General features: G+C 64.1%; 20 protein-coding genes and 1 tRNA gene. 10 read left to right on the top strand and 11 right to left on the bottom strand.

Going from position 1 to position 20,068, the window contains the following annotated elements; all coding sequences use genetic code 11:
* Positions 1 to 6: 6 nt before the first annotated feature.
* The gene (locus RMN99_RS07615) at positions 7 to 1,176 is read left to right on the top strand and encodes an RsmB/NOP family class I SAM-dependent RNA methyltransferase (RefSeq protein ID WP_309622703.1); all 1,170 of its coding nucleotides are present in this window, start codon (positions 7 to 9) and stop codon (positions 1,174 to 1,176) included.
* A gap of 38 nt (positions 1,177 to 1,214) precedes the next feature.
* On the top strand, positions 1,215 to 1,724 hold the full coding sequence (locus RMN99_RS07610) for a tetratricopeptide repeat protein (RefSeq protein WP_309622702.1): 510 nt from the start codon (positions 1,215 to 1,217) through the stop codon (positions 1,722 to 1,724).
* A gap of 22 nt (positions 1,725 to 1,746) precedes the next feature.
* Here RMN99_RS07610 and RMN99_RS07605 read toward each other — a convergent pair whose 3' ends face one another.
* Entirely contained in the window at positions 1,747 to 2,247 is a 501-nt protein-coding gene (locus RMN99_RS07605; protein WP_309622701.1) for an RNA pyrophosphohydrolase, read from the bottom strand.
* A gap of 10 nt (positions 2,248 to 2,257) precedes the next feature.
* Positions 2,258 to 3,202, bottom strand: coding sequence for an alpha/beta hydrolase (locus RMN99_RS07600; RefSeq protein WP_309622700.1), 945 nt, complete (start codon positions 3,200 to 3,202; stop codon positions 2,258 to 2,260).
* A gap of 192 nt (positions 3,203 to 3,394) precedes the next feature.
* Between RMN99_RS07600 and RMN99_RS07595 the strand changes: the two genes are divergently transcribed.
* The 3 genes from RMN99_RS07595 (at position 3,395) to RMN99_RS07585 (ending at position 8,233) form a co-directional block, all read left to right on the top strand.
* A complete protein-coding gene (locus tag RMN99_RS07595; protein WP_309622699.1) occupies positions 3,395 to 5,344 on the top strand; it encodes a 2-oxoacid:acceptor oxidoreductase subunit alpha in 1,950 nt (649 codons plus the stop codon).
* 381 nt (positions 5,345 to 5,725) lie between these two features.
* On the top strand, positions 5,726 to 6,778 hold the full coding sequence (locus tag RMN99_RS07590) for a 2-oxoacid:ferredoxin oxidoreductase subunit beta (protein ID WP_309622698.1): 1,053 nt from the start codon (positions 5,726 to 5,728) through the stop codon (positions 6,776 to 6,778).
* A 78-nt stretch (positions 6,779 to 6,856) separates the two neighbouring features.
* Positions 6,857 to 8,233, top strand: coding sequence for a deoxyribodipyrimidine photo-lyase (locus RMN99_RS07585; protein ID WP_309622697.1), 1,377 nt, complete (start codon positions 6,857 to 6,859; stop codon positions 8,231 to 8,233).
* A 99-nt stretch (positions 8,234 to 8,332) separates the two neighbouring features.
* Here the strand turns inward: RMN99_RS07585 and RMN99_RS07580 are convergent.
* The 5 genes from RMN99_RS07580 to infA form a co-directional block, all read right to left on the bottom strand.
* Positions 8,333 to 8,408: transfer RNA gene (locus tag RMN99_RS07580), tRNA-Phe, on the bottom strand.
* A gap of 105 nt (positions 8,409 to 8,513) precedes the next feature.
* Positions 8,514 to 8,678, bottom strand: coding sequence for a DNA gyrase inhibitor YacG (gene yacG / locus RMN99_RS07575; RefSeq protein ID WP_309622696.1), 165 nt, complete (start codon positions 8,676 to 8,678; stop codon positions 8,514 to 8,516).
* The gene (locus tag RMN99_RS07570; protein ID WP_309622695.1) at positions 8,675 to 9,634 is read right to left on the bottom strand and encodes a ribonuclease; all 960 of its coding nucleotides are present in this window, start codon (positions 9,632 to 9,634) and stop codon (positions 8,675 to 8,677) included. Before RMN99_RS07570 ends, yacG begins: the two co-directional genes overlap by 4 nt.
* Positions 9,627 to 10,202: a nucleoside triphosphate pyrophosphatase gene (locus RMN99_RS07565; protein ID WP_309622694.1), complete on the bottom strand. Its 576-nt coding sequence runs from the start codon at positions 10,200 to 10,202 to the stop codon at positions 9,627 to 9,629. Before RMN99_RS07565 ends, RMN99_RS07570 begins: the two co-directional genes overlap by 8 nt.
* Positions 10,199 to 10,450, bottom strand: a complete 252-nt coding sequence (gene infA / locus RMN99_RS07560; RefSeq protein ID WP_309622693.1) for a translation initiation factor IF-1 — start codon at positions 10,448 to 10,450, stop codon at positions 10,199 to 10,201. Before infA ends, RMN99_RS07565 begins: the two co-directional genes overlap by 4 nt.
* A 205-nt stretch (positions 10,451 to 10,655) precedes the next feature.
* On the opposite strand from infA, the gene RMN99_RS07555 reads away from it, so the two are divergent.
* Entirely contained in the window at positions 10,656 to 13,232 is a 2,577-nt protein-coding gene (locus RMN99_RS07555) for a TonB-dependent receptor (protein ID WP_309622692.1), read from the top strand.
* Positions 13,233 to 13,274: 42 nt separating this feature from the next.
* Here the strand turns inward: RMN99_RS07555 and RMN99_RS07550 are convergent, their stop codons facing one another.
* The 4 genes from RMN99_RS07550 to RMN99_RS07535 all read right to left on the bottom strand — a co-directional run bounded on the left by RMN99_RS07550 (position 13,275) and on the right by RMN99_RS07535 (position 15,667).
* Positions 13,275 to 13,712, bottom strand: coding sequence for an MAPEG family protein (locus RMN99_RS07550; protein WP_309622691.1), 438 nt, complete (start codon positions 13,710 to 13,712; stop codon positions 13,275 to 13,277).
* A gap of 15 nt (positions 13,713 to 13,727) precedes the next feature.
* Complete coding sequence (locus RMN99_RS07545) at positions 13,728 to 14,159, bottom strand: MAPEG family protein (RefSeq protein WP_309622690.1); 432 nt, start codon at positions 14,157 to 14,159, stop codon at positions 13,728 to 13,730.
* An 11-nt stretch (positions 14,160 to 14,170) separates the two neighbouring features.
* On the bottom strand, positions 14,171 to 14,602 hold the full coding sequence (locus RMN99_RS07540) for an MAPEG family protein (protein WP_309622689.1): 432 nt from the start codon (positions 14,600 to 14,602) through the stop codon (positions 14,171 to 14,173).
* A 72-nt stretch (positions 14,603 to 14,674) separates the two neighbouring features.
* A complete protein-coding gene (locus tag RMN99_RS07535) occupies positions 14,675 to 15,667 on the bottom strand; it encodes a pyridoxal-phosphate dependent enzyme (protein ID WP_309622688.1) in 993 nt (330 codons plus the stop codon).
* Positions 15,668 to 15,714: 47 nt separating this feature from the next.
* Between RMN99_RS07535 and RMN99_RS07530 the strand changes: the two genes are divergently transcribed.
* The 4 genes from RMN99_RS07530 (at position 15,715) to RMN99_RS07515 (ending at position 19,932) form a co-directional block, all read left to right on the top strand.
* A complete protein-coding gene (locus RMN99_RS07530) occupies positions 15,715 to 16,926 on the top strand; it encodes a saccharopine dehydrogenase family protein (RefSeq protein WP_309622687.1) in 1,212 nt (403 codons plus the stop codon).
* 61 nt (positions 16,927 to 16,987) lie between these two features.
* Positions 16,988 to 17,377: a GxxExxY protein gene (locus tag RMN99_RS07525; protein ID WP_309622686.1), complete on the top strand. Its 390-nt coding sequence runs from the start codon at positions 16,988 to 16,990 to the stop codon at positions 17,375 to 17,377.
* 58 nt (positions 17,378 to 17,435) lie between these two features.
* A complete protein-coding gene (locus RMN99_RS07520) occupies positions 17,436 to 18,653 on the top strand; it encodes a carboxynorspermidine decarboxylase (protein ID WP_309622685.1) in 1,218 nt (405 codons plus the stop codon).
* Positions 18,654 to 18,687: 34 nt separating this feature from the next.
* Positions 18,688 to 19,932: a serine hydrolase gene (locus RMN99_RS07515; protein ID WP_309622684.1), complete on the top strand. Its 1,245-nt coding sequence runs from the start codon at positions 18,688 to 18,690 to the stop codon at positions 19,930 to 19,932.
* The last annotated feature ends 136 nt before the right edge of the window (positions 19,933 to 20,068 follow it).

Genomic DNA, 20,068 nt, shown 5'->3' with positions numbered 1-20,068 from the left:
ACGCCGTTGACCCCGGCCGCGCGCCTCCAGTCCGCCATCGAAGTGCTCGACCTGATCTTGACTGCGGCCACCGACGGCGGGGCCAGCGGGGACAAGATCGTGGGTGACTGGTTCCGCAGCCACCGCTTCGCCGGCAGCAAGGATCGCCGCGCGGTGCGCGAACTGGTCTTCGCGGCGATCCGTGCCTGCGGGCCGGTTCCGGCCAGCGGGCGCGCGGCGATGCTGCGGCTGGCGCAAAGCGATCCAGCGCTGGCTGCCTTGTTCGACGGATCGCACTATGGCCCGCAGCCGCTCGCGCCGGGCGAACCTGCAGGCGAAGGCGGCACCGCGCCGCAATGGCTGGAGCAACGCTTGCGCGAAAGCGGGATCGAGCCGGGCGATTGGCCTGCCTTGCTGGAACGCGCGCCGCTCGACATCCGGCTCAATCCCTTGCGCGGCGAGGCGAGCTTGCCCGAACCGGGCGAAGCCCTGCACACGCCGCAGGGCCTGCGTTATCCCTCGGGCACCCAGGTTGAGCAGTGGGACGCGTTCAAGGCCGGGCTGATCGAAGTGCAGGATGCCGGATCGCAGCTTGCCTGCCTGGCGGTGGGCGCGCAGCCGGGCGAGACCGTGATCGATCTGTGCGCCGGGGGCGGAGGCAAAACCCTGACGCTGGCAGCAGCGATGGGCAACAAAGGCCGGCTGGTGGCCTGCGATGTTGATCGCGCGCGGCTCTCGCGCCTTGGCCCGCGTGCCGAGCGGGCGGGCATCGCGATCATCGAAGAGCGCTTGCTGAACCCGGGTCACGAGGCCGAAGCCTTGGCTGATCTTGCTGGCAAGGCCGATGCGGTGCTGGTCGATGCGCCGTGTTCGGGCACCGGCACCTGGCGGCGCAATCCCGAAGCGCGCTGGCGGCTGAGCCCCGCCGAACTGCAGCGGGTTGCGGCGCTGCAGGCGCGCCTCGCAGATCTTGGCGCGGCGTTGGTCCGGCCGGGCGGGCGGCTGGTCTTCGTCACCTGTTCGCTGCTTGATGAAGAGGGGGCCGATCAGGCCGAGGCGTTTTTGCAGCGGCACCCCGATTGGCGCGCTGTTGCCCCCGATCTGCCCGCCGGAACGCTGCGCGGGGGCGGTGTGCGCCTCACCCCGACGCGCGATGCCACCGATGGATTTTTCATCGCACGTTTTGTTTCGCCATGATAAGCGCCGGGCAAATGGCATCGCTCAAGGAGCAGATCATGCGTTACACCCCCGCCGCCGCCGCGCTTGCGCTGCTTTTCGCCGTTTCGGCCAGCACCAGTTATTCCGCGCCGCCGTCCCCGCTCGATCCGCGTGCGGCCAGCCTGGTTCAGGCCGGGCGCACCGCGATGACTGCGGGCAATGTCGACGAGGCGATCAGCGATTTCGAAGCCGCGCTGGCGATCCAGCCGGGGCACGTCGCGATCCTGCTCAATCTGGCTGAAGCGACCCGCAAGCAGGGCATGTTCGGCAAGGCGCTGCACTATTACCGCGTCGCGCTGACGATCGATCCCAACAACCAGTTTGCGTTGGCCGGCGAAGGCGAGGCGCTGGTTGAAAAGGGTGCGGTTGAAAAGGCCAAGCGCAATTATGACCGGCTGGTGCAACTGTGCGGCAACAGTACCTGCGTCCCCGCAAAAACGCTGGCCGCTGCGATCGCCAAAGGCCCGCCGGTGCAGGTGGTGACCGCCGCCCAGGTGGAAGCCAAGCCTGAAGTAACGTCGGAATAGCTCACGTCGTCCCGGATGACGATCAGATCAGATCCCTGAATTCATCCAGCACCGCGCGGTAGACGCGCTTTTTGAACGGCACGATCAGGTCGGGCAGCGCGTCCGGGCTGGCCCATTGCCAGTGACTGAATTCGGGCGGATCGTGGCGGGCGAGGTGGATATCGGCATCGTCTCCGGCAAACCGCGCCAAAAACCAGTGCTGGCGCTGGCCGCGATAACGCCCCTTCCAAAGCTTGCCGATCAGATCATCGGGCAGATCATAGAGCAGTTCCTCTGCAGTCTGCGCGATCAGGGTGACATGGCGTTCTTCCACCCCGGTTTCTTCCCACAATTCGCGCAGTGCCGCCGCGCGCAGGTCTTCGCCGTCATCCACCCCGCCTTGTGGCATCTGCCAATAGACCCCGCCTTCATCGGGCTGGCCGCGGGTATCAATGCGCTGGCCGACAAAGGCCAGGCCAGCGGCATTGACCATCATGATGCCCACGCAGGGGCGATAGGGGAGGGAGGTGAGGGGATCGTTCATCCCCGCGCCCTTAGCCTGAATTCTTCTCTAACATCAACTTCATCGCCGCCATGATCGTTTCGACGTCCTTCTGCGCGCTGGGCAGGGCCTTGCGGGTAGAGGAGAAATCGTGAGTCAGGCCGGGGAAGTGCAGGAACAGGGTATCGACCCCGGCGTCCACCAGCTTGGCCGCGATTCGCCGGCCCTGATCCTGCAGCGGATCGAGCCCTGCGGTGGCGACAATCGCCGGGCACATCCCAGCAGCGCTGGCATGCAGCGGGAACGCGCGCGGATTGCCGCTTTCGGGCAGGTAAAGCGAATAGAACCATTCCATCACGCCTTTGGTGAGCAAGTGCCCTTCGGCGAATGTGTCCATCGATCCGCCCTGCGATTCGTCAGTGGCGGGATAGAGCAGCACCTGCAGCACCATTGGCGCGGCGGCAGGCGTATCGCACAGCGCGCGGGCGGTAACCGTGGCAAGGTTGCCCCCGGCGCTGCCGCCGATGGTGATCAGGCCGGTGACTGTGCGGTCCAGCTCGACCGGGCTGGAGGCCAGCCAGCGCGTGGCGGCTTCGCAATCAACGGGCGCGGCGGGGAAGGGGTTTTCAGGCGCCAGCCGGTAATCCACCGCCAGCACCGGCAGATCGAGCACATGCGAAAGTTCGGTGCACAACGAATTGTGCGTATCGAGATCGCCGATCACGAACCCGCCGCCGTGGAAGAACAGGATTACCGGCGAGGGATCGCGGTTTTCACGCACGTCATAGAACCGCACCGGAATATCGCCGACGGGGCCGGGGCAGGTCAGATCCTTGATCACCGCCATGGGCCTGGGATCAGCCTCAGTCATCGCCTTCATCGCCAGATAGCCATCGCGCTGCTCGCCGGGCACCAGCGCTTCGGGCGCGGGCAGGCTGTTAACCAGGGCTAGAAAGCCCTTCACGTCTTCGCGGATGAAGGTCTCATTATCGGCCATCGGGAATCCTCTCGTCGCTGTTTAATCGACAGGTTAAATTGCCAATTGCCACTTGACTAGCCGCCTTCGCGCTTCTCTTGTCGATTGCGTTTGGACGCGGAAGAGAAAATCTTCATTGCGCCCAGAGGAGAGAGGGTCTTAGGGGCGCGGCAATGGCGCGATAGCGCGCAGCGTCCCCCGCAAGGATAGAGCATGGCTACCCAGATTGCCGAACCTGAAGCGTCCACCAAGAATCATCCCGAAGCCGTGGTCGTCCGCTTTGCCGGCGATAGCGGCGATGGAATGCAGCTGACCGGCGGGCAGTTCACGCTGTCAAGCGCGCTGGCGGGCAACGATTTCGCCACCTTCCCCGATTTCCCGGCGGAAATCCGCGCGCCGCAGGGCACGCTGTTTGGCGTCTCGGCGTTCCAGATCAATTTCGGCTCGACCGACATCGAAACCGCCGGCGATGCCCCCGATGTGCTGGTGGCGATGAACCCGGCGGCGCTGAAAACCAATGTCGATGCCTTGAAGCCCGGCGGGCTGATCATTGCCGATACGGGTGAGTTCACCAAGCGAAACCTCGAAAAAGCCAAGTACGAGGTCAGCCCGATCGACGATGGCAGCCTGGCCAAATGGCAGGTGCTGGCCTTTGATATCTCCGCGCTGACGGTTGAGGCGGTCAAGCCGTTTGGGCTGGGCAACAAGGACGCGCTGCGCTGCAAGAACATGTGGACGCTGGGTCTGGCGCTGTGGATGTTCGACCGTGACCGCGCGCCGCTGATCGCGTGGCTTAACAACAAGTTCAAGAAGAACCCTACTCTGGCCGATGCCAACGTGGCCGCGCTCAATGCGGGCCATGCTTACGGCGAAACCGCCGAGCTGGGCGGGCAGCTGCACAAGCAATATGTTGGACCGGTGGCAACACCGGCCGGGCTTTACCGGACGATCACCGGGGCCGAAGCGGTGGCCATGGGGTTGGTCGCGGGCGCGCAGCTGGCGCATTTGCCGATGTTCTTTGGCGGCTATCCGATTACGCCGGCCAGCTCGATCCTGCACTATCTGGTGGGGATGAAGGAGTTTGGCGTCACCACCTTTCAGGCCGAGGATGAAATCGCTGCAATCGCCGCCGCAATCGGCGCTTCTTACGCGGGCAGCCTTGGCGTGACCTCCAGCTCGGGCCCGGGCATCGCACTCAAGACCGAGGCTATGGGCCTTGCGGTGATGACCGAGCTGCCGCTGGTGATCGTCAATTCGCAGCGCGGCGGACCTTCGACGGGTCTTCCGACCAAAACCGAACAGTCAGACCTTTATCAGGCGGTCTATGGCCGCAACGGCGATACCCCGATTCCGGTGATCGCGGCCTGCAGCCCCGGCGATGCGTTTGACTGCGCGATCGAAGCGGTGCGGATCGCCACGCAATACATGACCCCGGTGATCCTGCTCAGCGATGGCTATATCGCCAACGCGGCTGAGCCCTGGCTGGTGCCTGATCCAGCGCGCTATGCCCCGTTCCCGGCCACGTTCCTGAACGAGCGCAACGGCCCCGATGGCACGCTGCTGCCCTATGCCCGCGATGCCAAGGGCGCGCGGCCGTGGATCAAGCCGGGCACCGCCGGGCTGATGCACCGGATCGGCGGGATCGAGAAGAACCCCGGCACCGGCAATATCGACTATTCACCCGAAGCCCACCAGACCATGACCGAAGCCCGCAAAGCCAAGATTGACGGCGTGGCGAAGAGCATCCCGGCGCAGGAAGTGACGCTGGGGAGTGAAGGCGGCAAGCTCGCCGTGGTCGGCTGGGGCAGCACCTTCGGCCCGATCCATCAGGCGGTCCGCAAGGCGCGGGCCAAGGGGCTGGACGTTTCACACATCCACGTCCGCCACATCTGGCCGCTGCCCGAAAACCTCGGCGATCTGCTGCACGGTTATGACAAGATTCTGGTCCCCGAAATGAACACCGGCCAGTTCAAGACCGTGCTGCGCGATCAGTACCTGGTCGATGCCCAGCCGCTCTGCAAGACCTCAGGCCAGCCCTTCGCCATCGCCGAGATCGAAGCCGCGATTGCGACCTATTTCGATGGCGTGCCCGGCAACGCCGGCGGCGATGAAGTGCCGCCCAATGCCAAGCAGATGCCCACGATCAAATCGGCCAATCCGTGAAAACCGCCTCTCCCTTCGCTCGTCATGCTGAACTCGTTTCAGCATCCATTGCGCCGTTCAGACCTGAGCGCCGTTCGGCAATCGTCCTTAACGCAAGGTCGCTCTCGTCATCCACCTTTGCCCGTGCCGAGGAATGGACCCTGAAACAAGTTCAGGGTGACGGGAGACTTATATGATGCAGGTTGTCGAACGCGATATCGAAACCGGTCTGGAGCTTTGCCGAGAAGAAAAGCGCCATCCTGAAGGTAGGAGTGCGACAGTATGGACTGTTTGGCTCGTTTCTTCCAACGGAAGGCGCCTCGGCATAGGCAATGGCGATCATGGCGACGAACAATCCATGAGGACGGTGTACAATTCCAAGCTAGTTGAATTGAGAAGCAAATGAACGCCATTTCCACCATCACCACCTCGCTCAAGGACTGGGAAACGGACCAGGAGGTCCGCTGGTGTCCGGGCTGCGGGGACTATGCGATCCTCAAGGCGGTGCAGCGCACCTTACCTGAACTGGGCGCGGATCCTGCCAACACCGTGTTCGTTAGCGGGATCGGTTGTTCCAGCCGGTTTCCCTATTACGTCGAAAGCTATGGCTTCCACACCATCCACGGCCGCGCGCCGGCGGTGGCGACGGGGATCAAGCTGGCCAATCCCCAGCTCGATATCTGGCTGGTCACCGGCGACGGCGACGGGATGAGCATCGGCGGTAACCACACGATGCACCTGCTGCGCCGCAACCTCAATTGCCAGGTGCTGCTGTTCAACAACGAGATCTATGGGCTGACCAAGGGCCAGTATTCGCCAACCAGCCGGATCGGCACCACCAGCCCGACCACGCCGATGGGCTCGGTCGATCGCCCGGCCAGCCCTTGCGCCTTTGCGCTGGGTGCGGGCGGACGGTTCATCGCGCGCGGGTTTGATGTATCGAAGAACCTGCCCGAAGTGCTGAAAGCTGCCTATCACCACAAGGGCGCGGCGTTCGTGGAGATTTTCCAGAACTGCATCGTCTACAACAAGGACGTGTTCGATGCCTTCGCCGCGCCCAAGGGGGCCGAAGATCATCAACTTTGGCTGTATAACGGCGAACCGATGGTGTTCGGCTCTGAAAAGTCTGGGGGCACGAAAGGCATCGCGCTCGATGTGGAAAAGCTGACGCTGAAAGTGGTCGATGTGTTGGACGGTGATTGGCAGGCGGCGGGGGTAATTGTCCACGATGTAACCAACCGTTCAATCGCGCACATGCTGGTCGAAATGCCGTTCGGCGCGTTCCCGATGGCGCTGGGGGTGATCTATGACGATCCGCGCCCGACTTTCGAAGAATCGCTGCTCGGCCAGGACGCCAAGATGCGCGAAGGCAAGAGCGCCGATCTGGGCAAGCTGCTGGCCAAGGGGCAGACCTGGACCGTTACCGAGGATCAGGGCCCGCTGTCGGGCGTTTGAGCCACCGTCCAACCTGCTGATAGAGCGTGGCCCAAAAGCCATGTCGACCGGCGGTGCGCGGGCGCTAGGGGTAGTGCGATGACCGGTCCCACAATCCTCTGGCTGCGCCGCGATCTGCGACTGGCGGATCAGGCCGCGCTGGTTGCCGCTTGCGCCGCTGGGCCGGTGGTGCCGGTCTATGTGCTGGATGATGAAACCCCAGCGCACCGCGCGATGGGCGGAGCCAGCCGGTGGTGGCTGCACCATTCGCTGGCGCGGCTGGATGCGGCGCTGAAGGCCAGGGGATCGCGGTTGATCCTGCGCAATGGCCGCAGCGAAGCCGTGCTGGCGTCGCTGGCCGAGGAGACCGGCGCGCGCGAAGTCTACGGGCTCCATCATTACGAACCGTGGTGTCGCAATGCCGAGCGCGCAGTGGCCAAGGCGCTGACGCTCCATCTGCACCATGGCAACTACCTCGCTCCGCCGGGATCGGTGCTGACAGGCAGCGGCACCCCGTTCAAGATCTACACGCCGTTCTGGCGCGCGCTGCAGCAGCAACAATTGCCGCCGCCTGCGCCTTTGCCTGCACCGGACACGATCCCGGCGCCCGCTAGCTGGCCAGCTAGCGACCGGCTGGAGGACTGGCACCTGCTGCCCACCAAGCCCGATTGGGCCGAGGGCTTTCGCGCCGAATGGTCCCCGGGCGAGGCTGGCGCGCTGGACCGGCTGGAGCAGTTTGCCGGCCGCACTGCGCGCTATGCAGATCGGCGCAACCTGCCCGCGGTGGAAGGCACCAGTCGCCTCTCCCCGCACCTCGCCTTTGGCGAGATTTCGCCCGCTACGATCTGGCACCGCGTCGCTCGGGCGGGCGGCTCTACGGGCACGTTTCTGGGCGAACTGGGCTGGCGTGACTATGCCCAGAACGTCATCCTCGCGCTGCCGGGCTACGGCGCCAGCAATGCCAAGGCTGAATTCGATGGCTTGCATTGGCGCAGCGGCGCGGAGGCCGAAGCCGATCTTGCCGCCTGGCAGCAGGGCCGCACCGGCTACCCGATTGTCGATGCCGGAATGCGCCAGCTGTGGCACTCGGGCTGGATGCACAACCGGGTGCGGATGATCGTCGCCAGCTTTCTGATAAAGCATCTGCTGATCGATTGGCGGCGCGGCGAACAGTGGTTCTGGGATACGCTGCTGGATGCCGATTACGGCCAGAACGCGGTCAACTGGCAGTGGAGCGCCGGCACCGGGGTGGATGCCAACATGTTCGTGCGGATCATGGCCCCGCTCAGCCAGTCGGACAAATTCGATGCCGGCGAATATATCCGCGCCTGGGTGCCTGAACTGGCGCACTTGCCCGGTGCCGCAATCCACGATCCGCCGTTGCCGGTACGCGGTTATCCCAAGAAGCTGATCGGCCACGCCGAAGGCCGCGCGCGGGCGCTGGCGGCCTGGGCTGAACTGAAAGAACGGGTTTAGCCCGGAACCGGTAGGTCTGGATGGAGAGCGTGCCCCTTCGCTTGCGCTCGGGAGCTTTCTGGATGACCGGCCCCCGGACGGTCGTTTAATCCAGAAAGCTGGTGCCCGAGGGCGGATTCGAACCACCGACACGCGGATTTTCAATCCGCTGCTCTACCAACTGAGCTACTCGGGCAGCGCTTCGGCCAGTGTCTGAAAAGGACGCCTAGCGACTGGAAGCGCGCCTATGGCGAACAGGCGCGCGCTTGGCAAGAGGGTTTCAGTCTTTGCCGGGCAGGCTTCAGGCCTTGCCTTCCTCTTCATCGATCGCCGGTGCGCCGGGCAGGGCATAGCCATCGGCCAGCCAACGCACCAGATCGCGGTCTTTGCAGCTCTTGGAACAGAACGGCGTGAATTCGGCGCTGCGTGGGCGGCGGCACAGCGGACATTTGCGGTTGAGGGTCATAGCGGCACCGCCTGGGCAAATCCGGCGGAAAGGGCAAGACCAGGATCGGCCTTGATCCGCAGTTCCCGGCCCGTGCGGCGGGCCAGTTCGTCGCGCCATTCGCTGCGCAGCGCGGTTTCGACCGGCGGGGCGCAGGTCAGCAGCAACGCGCCGGGCGCATCGACCAGCCCGGCCTGGCGCAGCAGCAACCTGGCAGCAGCGCCGGCGCGGTCACGCGCCAGCAGGTGCAGCAGCGACGGCTGGGTCAGCTTGGCCACCAGTTGCACAAAGCCGAAGCCGTTCATCGCGGTGCGCTCGATCGGCAAATCGTCGAGCGCGAGTTCAAGCGCGCTGTCGGCCTGCTTACGGTCACCCTTGTCAGGCAGTGTCGGAAAATCGATCCCGATCGATCCGGCAAGATCGAGCCTGGCTAGCGCGGCGGCAATCGGCTCCATCGCGGCGAGGCACAGATCACGCGGCGGCAGCGTGCCGTCGATATCGATCAGGGTCATCGCCGGGGTGGGCGTGATGGTCAGCGCGCCGCCGGCAAACGCCGCCTCGCCCGACCAGGCATCGGCAAACACATCTTCCCACAGGCCTGCGGGAAAGCGGTGCACCACCCGTGCGCCAAGGTCTTCGGCCAGCGTCGGGGCCGGGCGGGGTGCTTCCTGCGTGGGGCGGGCCTGCGCGCGTTTCAGCCGGCCGCGTTCGGCCATCGCGCTGCGGGTGACGATCAGGCGCAGCGCGGTGCCTTCGCTGGTCTCGTGCGGCAATTGATCGACAAGCGCTTCCTCGCCGCTGGCAAAGCGCGCGGTACCGCGCCGCGAATTGGCGGTGCGGGCGATCAGCTTGGCATTCTCGACCAGCCCCGGTTCCAGCCCGCCGGGCCAGCGCAGGCGGGCGGCGATCGCTTCGCCGCGATCGACCAGCATCGCGCGTTCCTCGCCGATCCCCTGTTCAACCAGCCACTCAGCCAAGGGGAAATCCAGCCGCCTTGAGCAGCGCGCGGGTTTCGAACAGCGGCAGTCCGACCACGCCCGAATGGCTGCCCGAGATCCACGCGATCAGCCCTTCGGCGCTGCCCTGGATGGCATAGCCGCCAGCCTTGCCGTGCCATTCGCCGCTGGCGATATAGGCATCAATCTCTTCACGGTTGAGCGTTTTGAACCGCACCACCGTCTCTGAAAGGCGTTCGCGCACGGTGCCATCAGGGGCCTTCAGCGCAATTGCGGAGAGCACGGTGTGGCGGCGCCCGGACATAAGTTCGAGGCATTTGCGCGCCGTGGCCTCATCCTCGGCCTTGGGCAGGATGCGGCGGCCCAGCGTCACTACCGTGTCGCCCGCCAGCACATGGGCATCACCGGCGGCCACGGCTAGCGCCTTTTCGCGCGCCATGCGCGCAGCATAGGGGCGCGGCAATTCACCCTTGAGCGTAGTTTCGTCGATATCGGCAGGCGCAACCCCGGCGGGCTCAAGCCCCAGCCGCGCGATCAATTCGCGGCGGCGCGGGCTGGCAGAGGCAAGGATCAGGCTTGGCGCGCTCAAGCGCTGAATTGGCCGGGTCCGCCGCGGCCGGGCATGAAGCGATAGGTGATCCGGCCCTTGGTCAGATCATACGGGGTGAGTTCAACCAGCACTTCATCGCCCACCAGCACGCGAATGCGGTTCTTGCGCATCTTGCCGGCGGTGTGACCCAGAATCTCGTGGTCGTTCTCAAGGCGCACGCGGAACATGGCGTTGGGCAGCAGTTCCACCACCGTGCCCCGCATTTCGAGCAGTTCTTCCTTCGCCATCCGCGCTTACATTCCTTCGGGTGTCACAAATTCGTGAAGTGAGCGCGCCCATAGCCCTCCCATGGCCAAAAGGGAAGCCTTGAGAGCGGGCGTCACCGTTGGTCGATGGCCATGGCCCGCCTGACAATTTGTTACACGGCCAAGCCTTGTCAGTCACGGCCCGCACCGCCACTGCCAACTGCGCGTATTCAAACAGGTTTTGATAATGAAGCGATTGATCCAATACTGGCCGTTACCTTTGGCTTTGGTTGCCAGCCCGGCCTTGGCGCAGGACCCGGCCGCGCCTCCGCCGCTGGCGCCCGAAGCAAGCCAGGTGGAGCAGGACGCCGATCCGGCCGCAACACAGGAAGACCTCTCGTCCGCGCCGCGCCCGGGTGAACTGGTGGTGGTGGGCGACCGTCTGCGCGGCCAGCTGGAAACGCCGCAGCAGCCGATCGCGGTGCTCAACGAAGGTGATATCCAGGCGCTGGGCGTCGGCTCGATTGGTGAACTGGTGGCGCGGGTTGCGCCGCAGACCGGCTCGGGCCGCGGCCGTAGTGATGGCCAGCCGGTGATCATGGTCAACGGCCAGCGCATCACCAATTTCCGCGAAATGCGCAATTTTCCGCCCGAGGCGATCCAGCGGGTTGAAATCCTGCCCGAAGAAACCGCGCAGCGTTATGGTTATCCGCCCGATAGCCGGGTGATCAACCTGATCCTCAAGAAGAAGTATCGCGCCTTTGCGGTGGAAGAGGGCAGTTCGTTTCCCACGGGTGGCGGGTATGTCGGCGGTTCGCTTGAAGCCACGCTGACCCGGATCGACGGTCCGGGGCGGCTGAGCCTGACCGGCACGCTTTCGGCGCAAAGCCCGGTGTTTGAAAGCGAGCGCGATCTGGCACCCAATCCGGGCAACACGCCCACCGTGGCGGGCGATCCCGATCCGCAGCGCTATCGCACGCTGATCGGCCAGTCGCGCAATTACGGCGTCAATTTCGCCTGGGTCAAAGGGTACGGCAAGGACGGGATGGACGGCACGCTGACGTTGAGCGCGGCGGCTAACCGGGCTGACACGCGGTCGCTGCAGGGGCTGAATTCGGCGTTGCTGACAGATCCCGGCGGGGCCGTGGCGCTGCGCACGCTGCCAGGCGCGATCGAACAGACCGCCAATGTCACCACTGTGCAGGCCGGGGCAGGGTATAGCCGCCTGCTGGGATCGTGGCAGTTCAACGCCACGCTTGATGTCAGCCGCGGCGAAACCCGCACGCTGACCGATCGCCGCGCCGATACCTCGGGGCTGGTCGCCGCTGCTGCTGCGGGCACTCTGCCGATCACTGCGCAGCTTCCTGCGCTGCCCGGTGCCGGGCAAGACCGCGCCACCAGCACGTCGAACCGGGTTGAGAACCTGGTCACCCTGATCGGCCGGCCGGTGCGCCTGCCGGGCGGCGATGTGACCACAACGGCCAAGAGCGGGTTCACCCTGATCGGGTTTGACAGCGCCGATCAGCGCAGCTTTTCTGGCCCCGTTTCGCTCAACCGGTTCCGGGTGCTGGGCGGGCTCAATCTGGCGATCCCGCTGACCAGCCGGCGCGAAGGGTTTCTCGCCGGGATTGGCGATGTCACGCTCAACCTAAGCGGGGACGTGAGCCACCTGTCCGATTTCGGCATGGTCAACGGGTGGAGCGCGGGGCTGACCTGGGCCCCGCTGCAAAAGCTCAACCTGCAGGCCAGCTACATCGTCAACCAGACCGCGCCGTCGATCAGCCAGTTGGGCAATCCGGCAACCTCGATCGCCAATGTCCCGCTGTACGATTTCTCGCGTGGGGAAACTGTGCTGGTGGGTCTCACAACGGGCGGCAATCCGCTGCTGCGCAAGGAACAGCAGCGCGATTTCAAGCTGGGGGCAAACTGGCAGCTTCCGGTGCTTTCGGGATCGAGCCTGCTGGTCGAATATTTCCGCAACCGGTCAGGCAACGTCACCGCCAGCTTTCCCTTGCTGACGCCGGAAATCGAAGCGGCTTTCCCCGGCCGCGTGACCCGTGATGGCAGCGGGCGGCTGGTGGCAATCGACCAGCGCCCGGTGACTTTCTACCGCCAGGAAAGCGCACGGCTGCGCTGGGGGGTCAATCTGTCGGCCGGGTTTGGCAAGGCTGAAGGCATGGGCGGCGCTGCGCCCGCTGCTGGCGGTCCGCCGCGTGGGCCTGGTCCTGGCGCGGGCGGTCCGCGTCCGGGCGGCGCTGGCGGCCCGCCGCGCGCGGGCGGTGGCCGGGGCGGCGGTGGCGGCGGAATGGGTGCGCTGTTCGGCGGCGGGGCCGGCGGCCCCCCGGGGCGATGGAGCTTTGGGCTTTACCACACGGTGCAGTTCGAAAACCGCGTGACGATCTCGCCGGGCGGACCCGTGCTCGATCTTCTGGGCGGCGACGCGCTGTCGGCCAGCGGCACGCCGCGCCACAGCCTCGAATTCAACGGCGGGCTGTTCTACAAGGGGCTAGGCACCTTTGTGCAGGGCAGCTGGAGTGCGCCGACCACGGTCAAGTCGTCAGGTGCGCCGGGCACCAGCGATATCCGCTTCGGCAGCCAGAGCAGCATCAATCTGTTCATGTTTGTCGATTTTTCGGCGCGGCCCAAATGGGTCCGCGAGGTGCCCTTCCTCAAGGGTATGCGCGCCGGCTTGCGGGTGGAAAACCTGTTCGATTCGCGGCAGCGCGTCACCGATGGCAGCAGCCAGGTGCCGCTTTCGTACCAGAGCGACTATCTCGACCCGCGCGGGCGGGTGATCGGTTTTTCGTTGCGTAAGTTGTTCTGATGCGCGGCCGGGACGAGCGCTGCGTTCGCCCCGGCCGGCAGATCAGTGGAACAGCGCCAGGATCAGGTGCAGCGTCAGCGCCATCAGGCACAGGCTGGACAGAACGAACAGCATGAAGCGCGGCATCACCTTGTTGACCGTCGCCTGATAGACCGAATGGACGATCCGCAGCGCCACATAGGCCCAGGCGATCGTGGCGTTCATCCCGTCACCCTGGCCAATCATAGCCAGCGCCAGTGCTACTGCATAGAACACCGTAGGTGCTTCGTGCAGATGATTGTAATTGTGCGCCTTCCACTGGATTTCGCGCGGGATCAGGCTTTCCAGCATGGCCCCGGTCCAGCCCTGATCGGCACCGGCTTCGGTCGGCTTGGGCAGCTTGTTGATCGCAGGGATCCGGGTTGCGTACATCCAGATCCACATCACCATGGTCCAGCCCGCCAGCACGGCGAGCGGCCTCAGAATATCGGCTTGTATCATGTTCAGTCCCCTCCGTTATTTCAGTAATGCGCAGCCAGCGCTGATCACCAGCGCGGCGATCACGAGCTGCGACGCGACATAGACGGCAAGCCGCCAGATCACCTTGTTCCACAAAGTCTGGATCAGCGAATGCACCACCCGGAGCGCGAAATAGAGCCAGGCGAGTGCCGCATTGAGGCCATCACCGTGGCCCATCACAGCCAGACCAAGCGCGACCGCATAGAACACAGTCGGCGCTTCGTGCAGGTGATTGTAGTTGTGCGCCTTCCACTGCACCGCATCGGGCACGACGCCTTCGGCATTGCGTCCGGTGCCGCCGCGCAGCTTGCCCAGTTTCACCCCGGCGGCCCGCAGCGCTGGCAGCCTGGTCACCAGCATCCAGCCCCAGATCAGGATCGTCCAGCCTGCCAGAGCAATGACTGGTGTGATGATTTGCGCGGTGTTCATGGCCGAATGCCTCAGGCCAGTACGGTCTGTTCAAATGCGTGGATTGCCAGCAGCAGCAGACAGATTGTGGACAAGATGAACAGCGAGAAACGGACCGGGATCGTGTTCACCGTCGCCTGCCAGAGCGAATGGGCGATGCGCAGCGCGACATAGGCCCAGGCGAGCAGGATCATCCCTGCGCTGGCGCCGGTCAGGGCCAGGATCACCACCGTCGGGTAGAAGATCGTCGGCTGCTCCATCAGGTGGGCGTAATTGTGCGATTTCCATTGCACGCTATCGGGCAGCACACCTTCAAGGTTCTGGCCGCGCCCGCCGGGCGCTGCGGTCTTGATATCGGTGCCCAGCTTTTTCATCGCCGGAAGGCGGGTGGCTGCAGTCCATGTCAGCATGATTAGCGACCACAGCACCAGCACAGCGGCCGGCGCGAGCATTTTGGCTTCCATTGTTCTCCCCCTCGTTCGTTATGACCCGAGGCGGCGGAGATTCTTCGTTTTGCAACCGATTGTCAAATGCAACTAATCGCTGCTGGCCAGTACCTTGGCAAAGTCGGCGGGATCAGTGTTACCGCCCGAAAGCACCACGGCGGTGCGGCCGTCAATCGGAACCTTGCCCGCCAGCACCGCCGCCAGTGCCGCCGCCCCGCCCGGTTCGACCACCAGGTGCAACTGGGCAAAGGCCCAGCGCTGCGCTGCGCGCACTTCTGCAGCGGTCACGGCATAGCCACAGGCCACCCTCGCTTTAAGAATCGCAAAGTTGATTGGCCAGGTGGCGGGGGTCTGCAGCGCATCGCACTGGGTAGGGAATTTGAAGTCCGGCACCGGCACGATCTCACCCCTTTCAAGGCTGAGCCGGACATCGTCCCACCCTTCGGGCTCCACCGGCACGATCTCGGCATCGGGGCAGGCGAGCGCGAGCCCGGCAGTGAGGCCGCCGCCGCCGCACGGACAGACGATCCGCGTTGGCCCGGCAAGCCCGCGTTCGGCCAGTTGCGCGGTGATCTCGGTGCCGGTGGTGCCTTGTCCCTCGATCACCCACGGATCGCCATAGGCGTGGACCAGGATCGCGCCGCTTTGATCGATCAAGTCTTGCGCCACCGCATCACGGTTCTCGCCGCCGGGGCGGTCATAGAGCACCACAGTGGCACCGTAGCCGCGCGTTGCTTCGATCTTTGTGCGGGGGGCATCGACCGGCATGACGATAGTCGCGGCGATCCCCAGCCGCTTGGCCGCCCAGGCCACCCCTTGCGCATGGTTGCCACTGGACACGCCGACCACCCCGCGCGCGCGTTGTTCCTCCGAAAGGTCGGTCAGCCGGTGCCAGGCGCCGCGGATCTTGAATGCGCCGACCGGTTGCAGGCTTTCCGCCTTGAACCACACCGAAGTGCCGTTCACCGACGCTTCCAGCAGGGGTGTTTTCGGCAGCAATTGCGCTATCTTGCCAGCGGCTACCGCGACTCCATCCGGAGTCGGCACCCGCAGCAGAAGAGTGGGCATTTGTTGTGCGGTCATGAAACAATCCTATATGCGCGCCAAAGGCTGGCAAGGAGATTCGAGACGTGAGCAAGGTTCTGGTGATTGGTGCGGGCGGGGTCAGCTCGGTTTGCATTCATAAAATGGCGATGAATGCGGAAATTTTCAGCGAGATTCACCTCGCCAGTCGGACCCGGTCAAAGTGCGATGCGATCGCCGCTTCGGTGCTGGAACGCACCGGGCAAACCATTTCGACCTACGAAATCGACGCCGAGGAAGTGCCCGCGCTGACCCGGCTGATCCAGCAGATCCAGCCCAGGCTGGTGGTCAATCTGGCGCTGCCCTATCAGGATCTGCCGATCATGGACGCCTGCCTGGCGGCGGGCGTGCACTACCTCGACACTGCGAATTATGAGCCCAAGGATCAGGCCAAGTTCGAATACTCATGGCAGTGGGATTATCAGGACCGGTTCAAGCAGGCTGGCCTGATGGCGCTGCTGGGCAGCGGGTTCGATCCGGGCGTGACCAGCGTGTTCGCAATGTGGCTGCGCAAGCACAAGCTCAAGACCATCCGCCAGCTCGACATTCTCGATTGCAACGGCGGCGATCACGGCCAGGCCTTTGCCACCAATTTCAACCCCGAAATCAACATCCGCGAAGTGACCGCCCCGGCGCGGCACTGGGAGCATGGCCAGTTCGTCGAAAGCCCGGCGATGGGCAAAAAGGTTGCTTTCGACTTTGAAGCGGTCGGCCCCAAGACCATGTACATGATGTACCATGAGGAGCTGGAAAGCCTGGCCAGGTTCATCCCGGAACTGGAACGCGCCCGGTTCTGGATGACCTTCGGCGACGCCTATATCACCCACCTCACCGTGCTGCAGAACGTCGGCATGACGCGGATCGATCCGGTGATGTACCAGGGCAAGGAAATCGTCCCGCTGCAATTCCTCGCCGCAGTGCTGCCCAAGCCCGAAACGCTGGGGCCGACCACCACAGGCAAGACCAACATCGGCGATATCGCCACCGGCGAAGCGCTCGATGGCAGCGGTGAAAAGACCTACTACATCTTCCAGATCTGTGACCACGAAGAGGCCTATGCCGAAACCGGCAATCAGGCGATTTCATACACCACCGGCGTGCCCGCGATGATCGGCGCAGCGATGATGCTGACGGGCGCGTGGGAAGGGCAGGGCGTGTTCAACATCGAGCAGTTGGACCCCGATCCGTTTATGGACATGCTGAACGAGCAGGGGTTGCCGTGGCAGGTCAAGGAACTGGACGGGCCGGTGGCGTTTTGAGGCAAAGTCAGAATAGTTCACGCAGAGACGCGGAGAAGGAAATCGAGACGCGGAGGGGCTGGTGATTCCAATCGATGAGTTGAGTTCAATCATCCTGGAAGAGGCTATCGCAATTCACCGGGAGTTTGGTCCGGGTCTTTTCGAATCCGTCTATGAATCCGTTCTCGCTGGCCGCTTACGGCGACGTGACCTCAAGGTTGATCGGCAGCTTCAGGTGAAGGCCGTCTTCGACGGCGTAACCTACGATCCGGCCTTCAAGATAGATCTGCTGGTGGATGATCGGCTTGTCGTCGAAATCAAGGCTGTCGAGAAGCTCAGCCAGACTCATGCCAAGCAGCTCCTGACCTATTTGCGGCCACTGAAGCAGCCCGTCGGGCTGCTTCTGAATTTCTCCGAGGCGACGATGAAGGACGGCATCCGCAGGGTGGTCAACGACTACAAGCCGCAGTAACTCTCTGCGCCTCCCTTTCTTCCTCCGCGTCTCTGCGTGAACTAATTGGACCTAGAAAATGGAAACCAGAGCCGGCGATCCGGGTGCATTTGCCCAGTTTGACCTTCAGCGCGTCGATAGCCCTGCGTTCGTGGTCGATGCCGCGCGGCTGCGGCAGAACCTGTCGATCCTTGCCGATGTCCGCGACCGGGCCGGGGTGAAGGTGCTGGGCGCGCTCAAGGCGTTTTCAATGTGGTCGACTGCGCCGATCATCGGGGAATATCTCGACGGGGTCTGCGCCTCGGGGCTGTGGGAAGCGCGGCTGGCGTCTGAGTTCTACGACGGCGAAATCGCGACCTATTGTGCGGCCTACAAGCCGGAGGACCTCGACGAAATCCTGCGGCTGTCGGACCACGTGGTGTTCAATTCGCCTGATCAGATTTTGCGCTGCTCGGCGATCATTGATGCGGCGCGCGGGCGGGGGGAGAGCTTCGACATCGGCCTGCGCCTCAACCCGCTGCACCCGACGGGCGAAGTGCCGCGCTATGATCCGTGCGCGCCGCACTCGCGGCTTGGCTTTCCGATCGACCAGCTGACCGAAGAGCATATGGAACTGGTCGACGGGATCCACATGCACACGCTGTGCGAACAGGATTTTGAGCCGCTGCGCCGCACCTGGGACGTGGCGTTTGATGCGCTCGAGCCCTATTTCGGCCAGTTCAAATGGATTAACCTCGGCGGCGGACACCACATCACCCGCAGCGACTATCAGCGCGACGAACTGGTCCAGTTCCTGATCGACATGAAAGACGATACCGGGGCTGAGGTCTACCTTGAACCCGGCGAAGCGGTGGCGCTCGATGCCGGGATACTGATTGGCACCGTGCTCGATCTGGGCTGGAACGGGATGCCGGTGGCGATCACCGACATTTCCGCCACCTGCCATATGCCCGACGTGATCGAGGCGCCCTACCGCCCGGCGATGCTGGGCGAGTTGCCGCAGCTTGATATCGAGATCGATGAAGCCGCAGGCGGGGCAGTGCGGCCCCCTGAAGCTGTAAGATTGGGCGGGCCGTCGTGCCTGGCCGGCGATGTGATCGGCGATTACCGCTTTGCCGATGGGCCGCGTGTCGGCCAGCGTTTCGCGTTCCTCGATCAGGCGCATTATTCGATGGTCAAGACCACCACCTTCAACGGGGTGCCGCTGCCCTCAATCTGGCTGTGGGACAGCGAGAGCGATCACCTCGATTGCATCAAGCGGTTCGGTTACGAGGACTTTCGCGACCGGCTGTCCTGAGGCATGCTCTGCGTGAACAATGCCGGAGAGTCTTATGTCAGATAAAATCCTCGACGCCCATACCTCCGATCCCGTCACCATGGGCTGGATGGAAGGTCTGCCCCCGCCCGAAGCCAGGCGGCTGGCGTGGGAGCGGGCGGATCACATGCGTTTCCCCACGCACCGCTATGCCTTTTCGCACATGCGCGAATTCCTGCCGACGGCGCGGGTTTCGCGCGGGTCGGGCCCGGTCTGTGATCTGCCCGAGGCGCCGCGCGATGATCTGGACGGCGTCAGCTTCAAGGCGCTGGACAGCGGTCAGGCACTGACATGGGAACAATCGCTGGCGGTCAATTTCACCGATGCGGTGCTGGTGATGCACCGCGGCAGCGTGGTCTATGAACGCTATTTCGGCGTCACCCGGCGTGATACCCCGCACATCGCCTTTTCGGTGACCAAGAGCTTCGTTGGCACCTTGGCCGAAATGCTGATTGCTGAAAGCCGGCTCGATCCGGCCGCGCCGATCGGCGATCTCATCCCCGAACTGGCCGCCAGCGGCTTTGCCGATGCCACACTGCGGCAGGTGCTCGATATGACCACCGCACTCGATTTCAGCGAGGAATATACCGATCCTTCCAGCGGTATCGGAGCGATGAGCAATGCGCTGGGGCTGACCCCGCGTCCGCCGGGCTATGCCGGGGCGAGCGATGTCTATGCCTTCCTCCCCACGATCAGGAAGGCTGGCGAACACGGCGCGCGCTTTACCTACCGCACCTGCAACACCGAAGTGCTGGGCTGGCTGGTCGCGCGCACCGAGGGCCAGCGTCTGGATCACGTGCTGTCGGCGCGAATCTGGCAGCCGCTGGGGATGGAACAGGACGCCGATTTCCTCACCGATTCGACCGGGATGCCTTTTGCCGGTGGCGGGCTGAACCCGGTTCTGCGCGATATGGCCCGATTTGGCGAAGTGATGCGGCTGGACGGAACCGGGCAGGGCGGCCAGGTCATCGCCCGCCCGGCCGTTGCCGCGATCAAGGCCGGCGGCAGCGCCGAGGCTTTTTCCCCGGCCGGATACCAGTGGATCCCGGGCGGCTCCTACAACAGCCAGTGGTGGACAATAGGCGGAAATCACGGCGTTTTTTCCGCGCGTGGAATCCACGGCCAGGCGATCTGGGTTGATCCGGTGGCCGAAGTGACGATCGTCCGGTTCGGCTCGCATCCGGTCGCAGCGAACGGCGCCTTCGATCCAACCTCGCTGCCGGCCTTCCGTGCGGTGGCCGATCACCTGATGCAGAGGTGATTTCGGGGCCGAGAGGCTTCATTTTCACTTGCGGTTAAGGCGCGAATCTTTATAGGCACCTCCGCTGCCCCATGGGGACTTCCAATAACCGCAAGGCAGCCTTCGACTATCGTGTTGTACTTGGCCGAAAGGCCTA

Origin of the sequence: Novosphingobium sp. (genome assembly GCF_031417815.1) — a bacterium.
Taxonomy (GTDB): Bacteria; Pseudomonadota; Alphaproteobacteria; order Sphingomonadales; family Sphingomonadaceae; genus Novosphingobium.
This window is presented reverse-complemented; position numbering and strand designations above follow the sequence as displayed.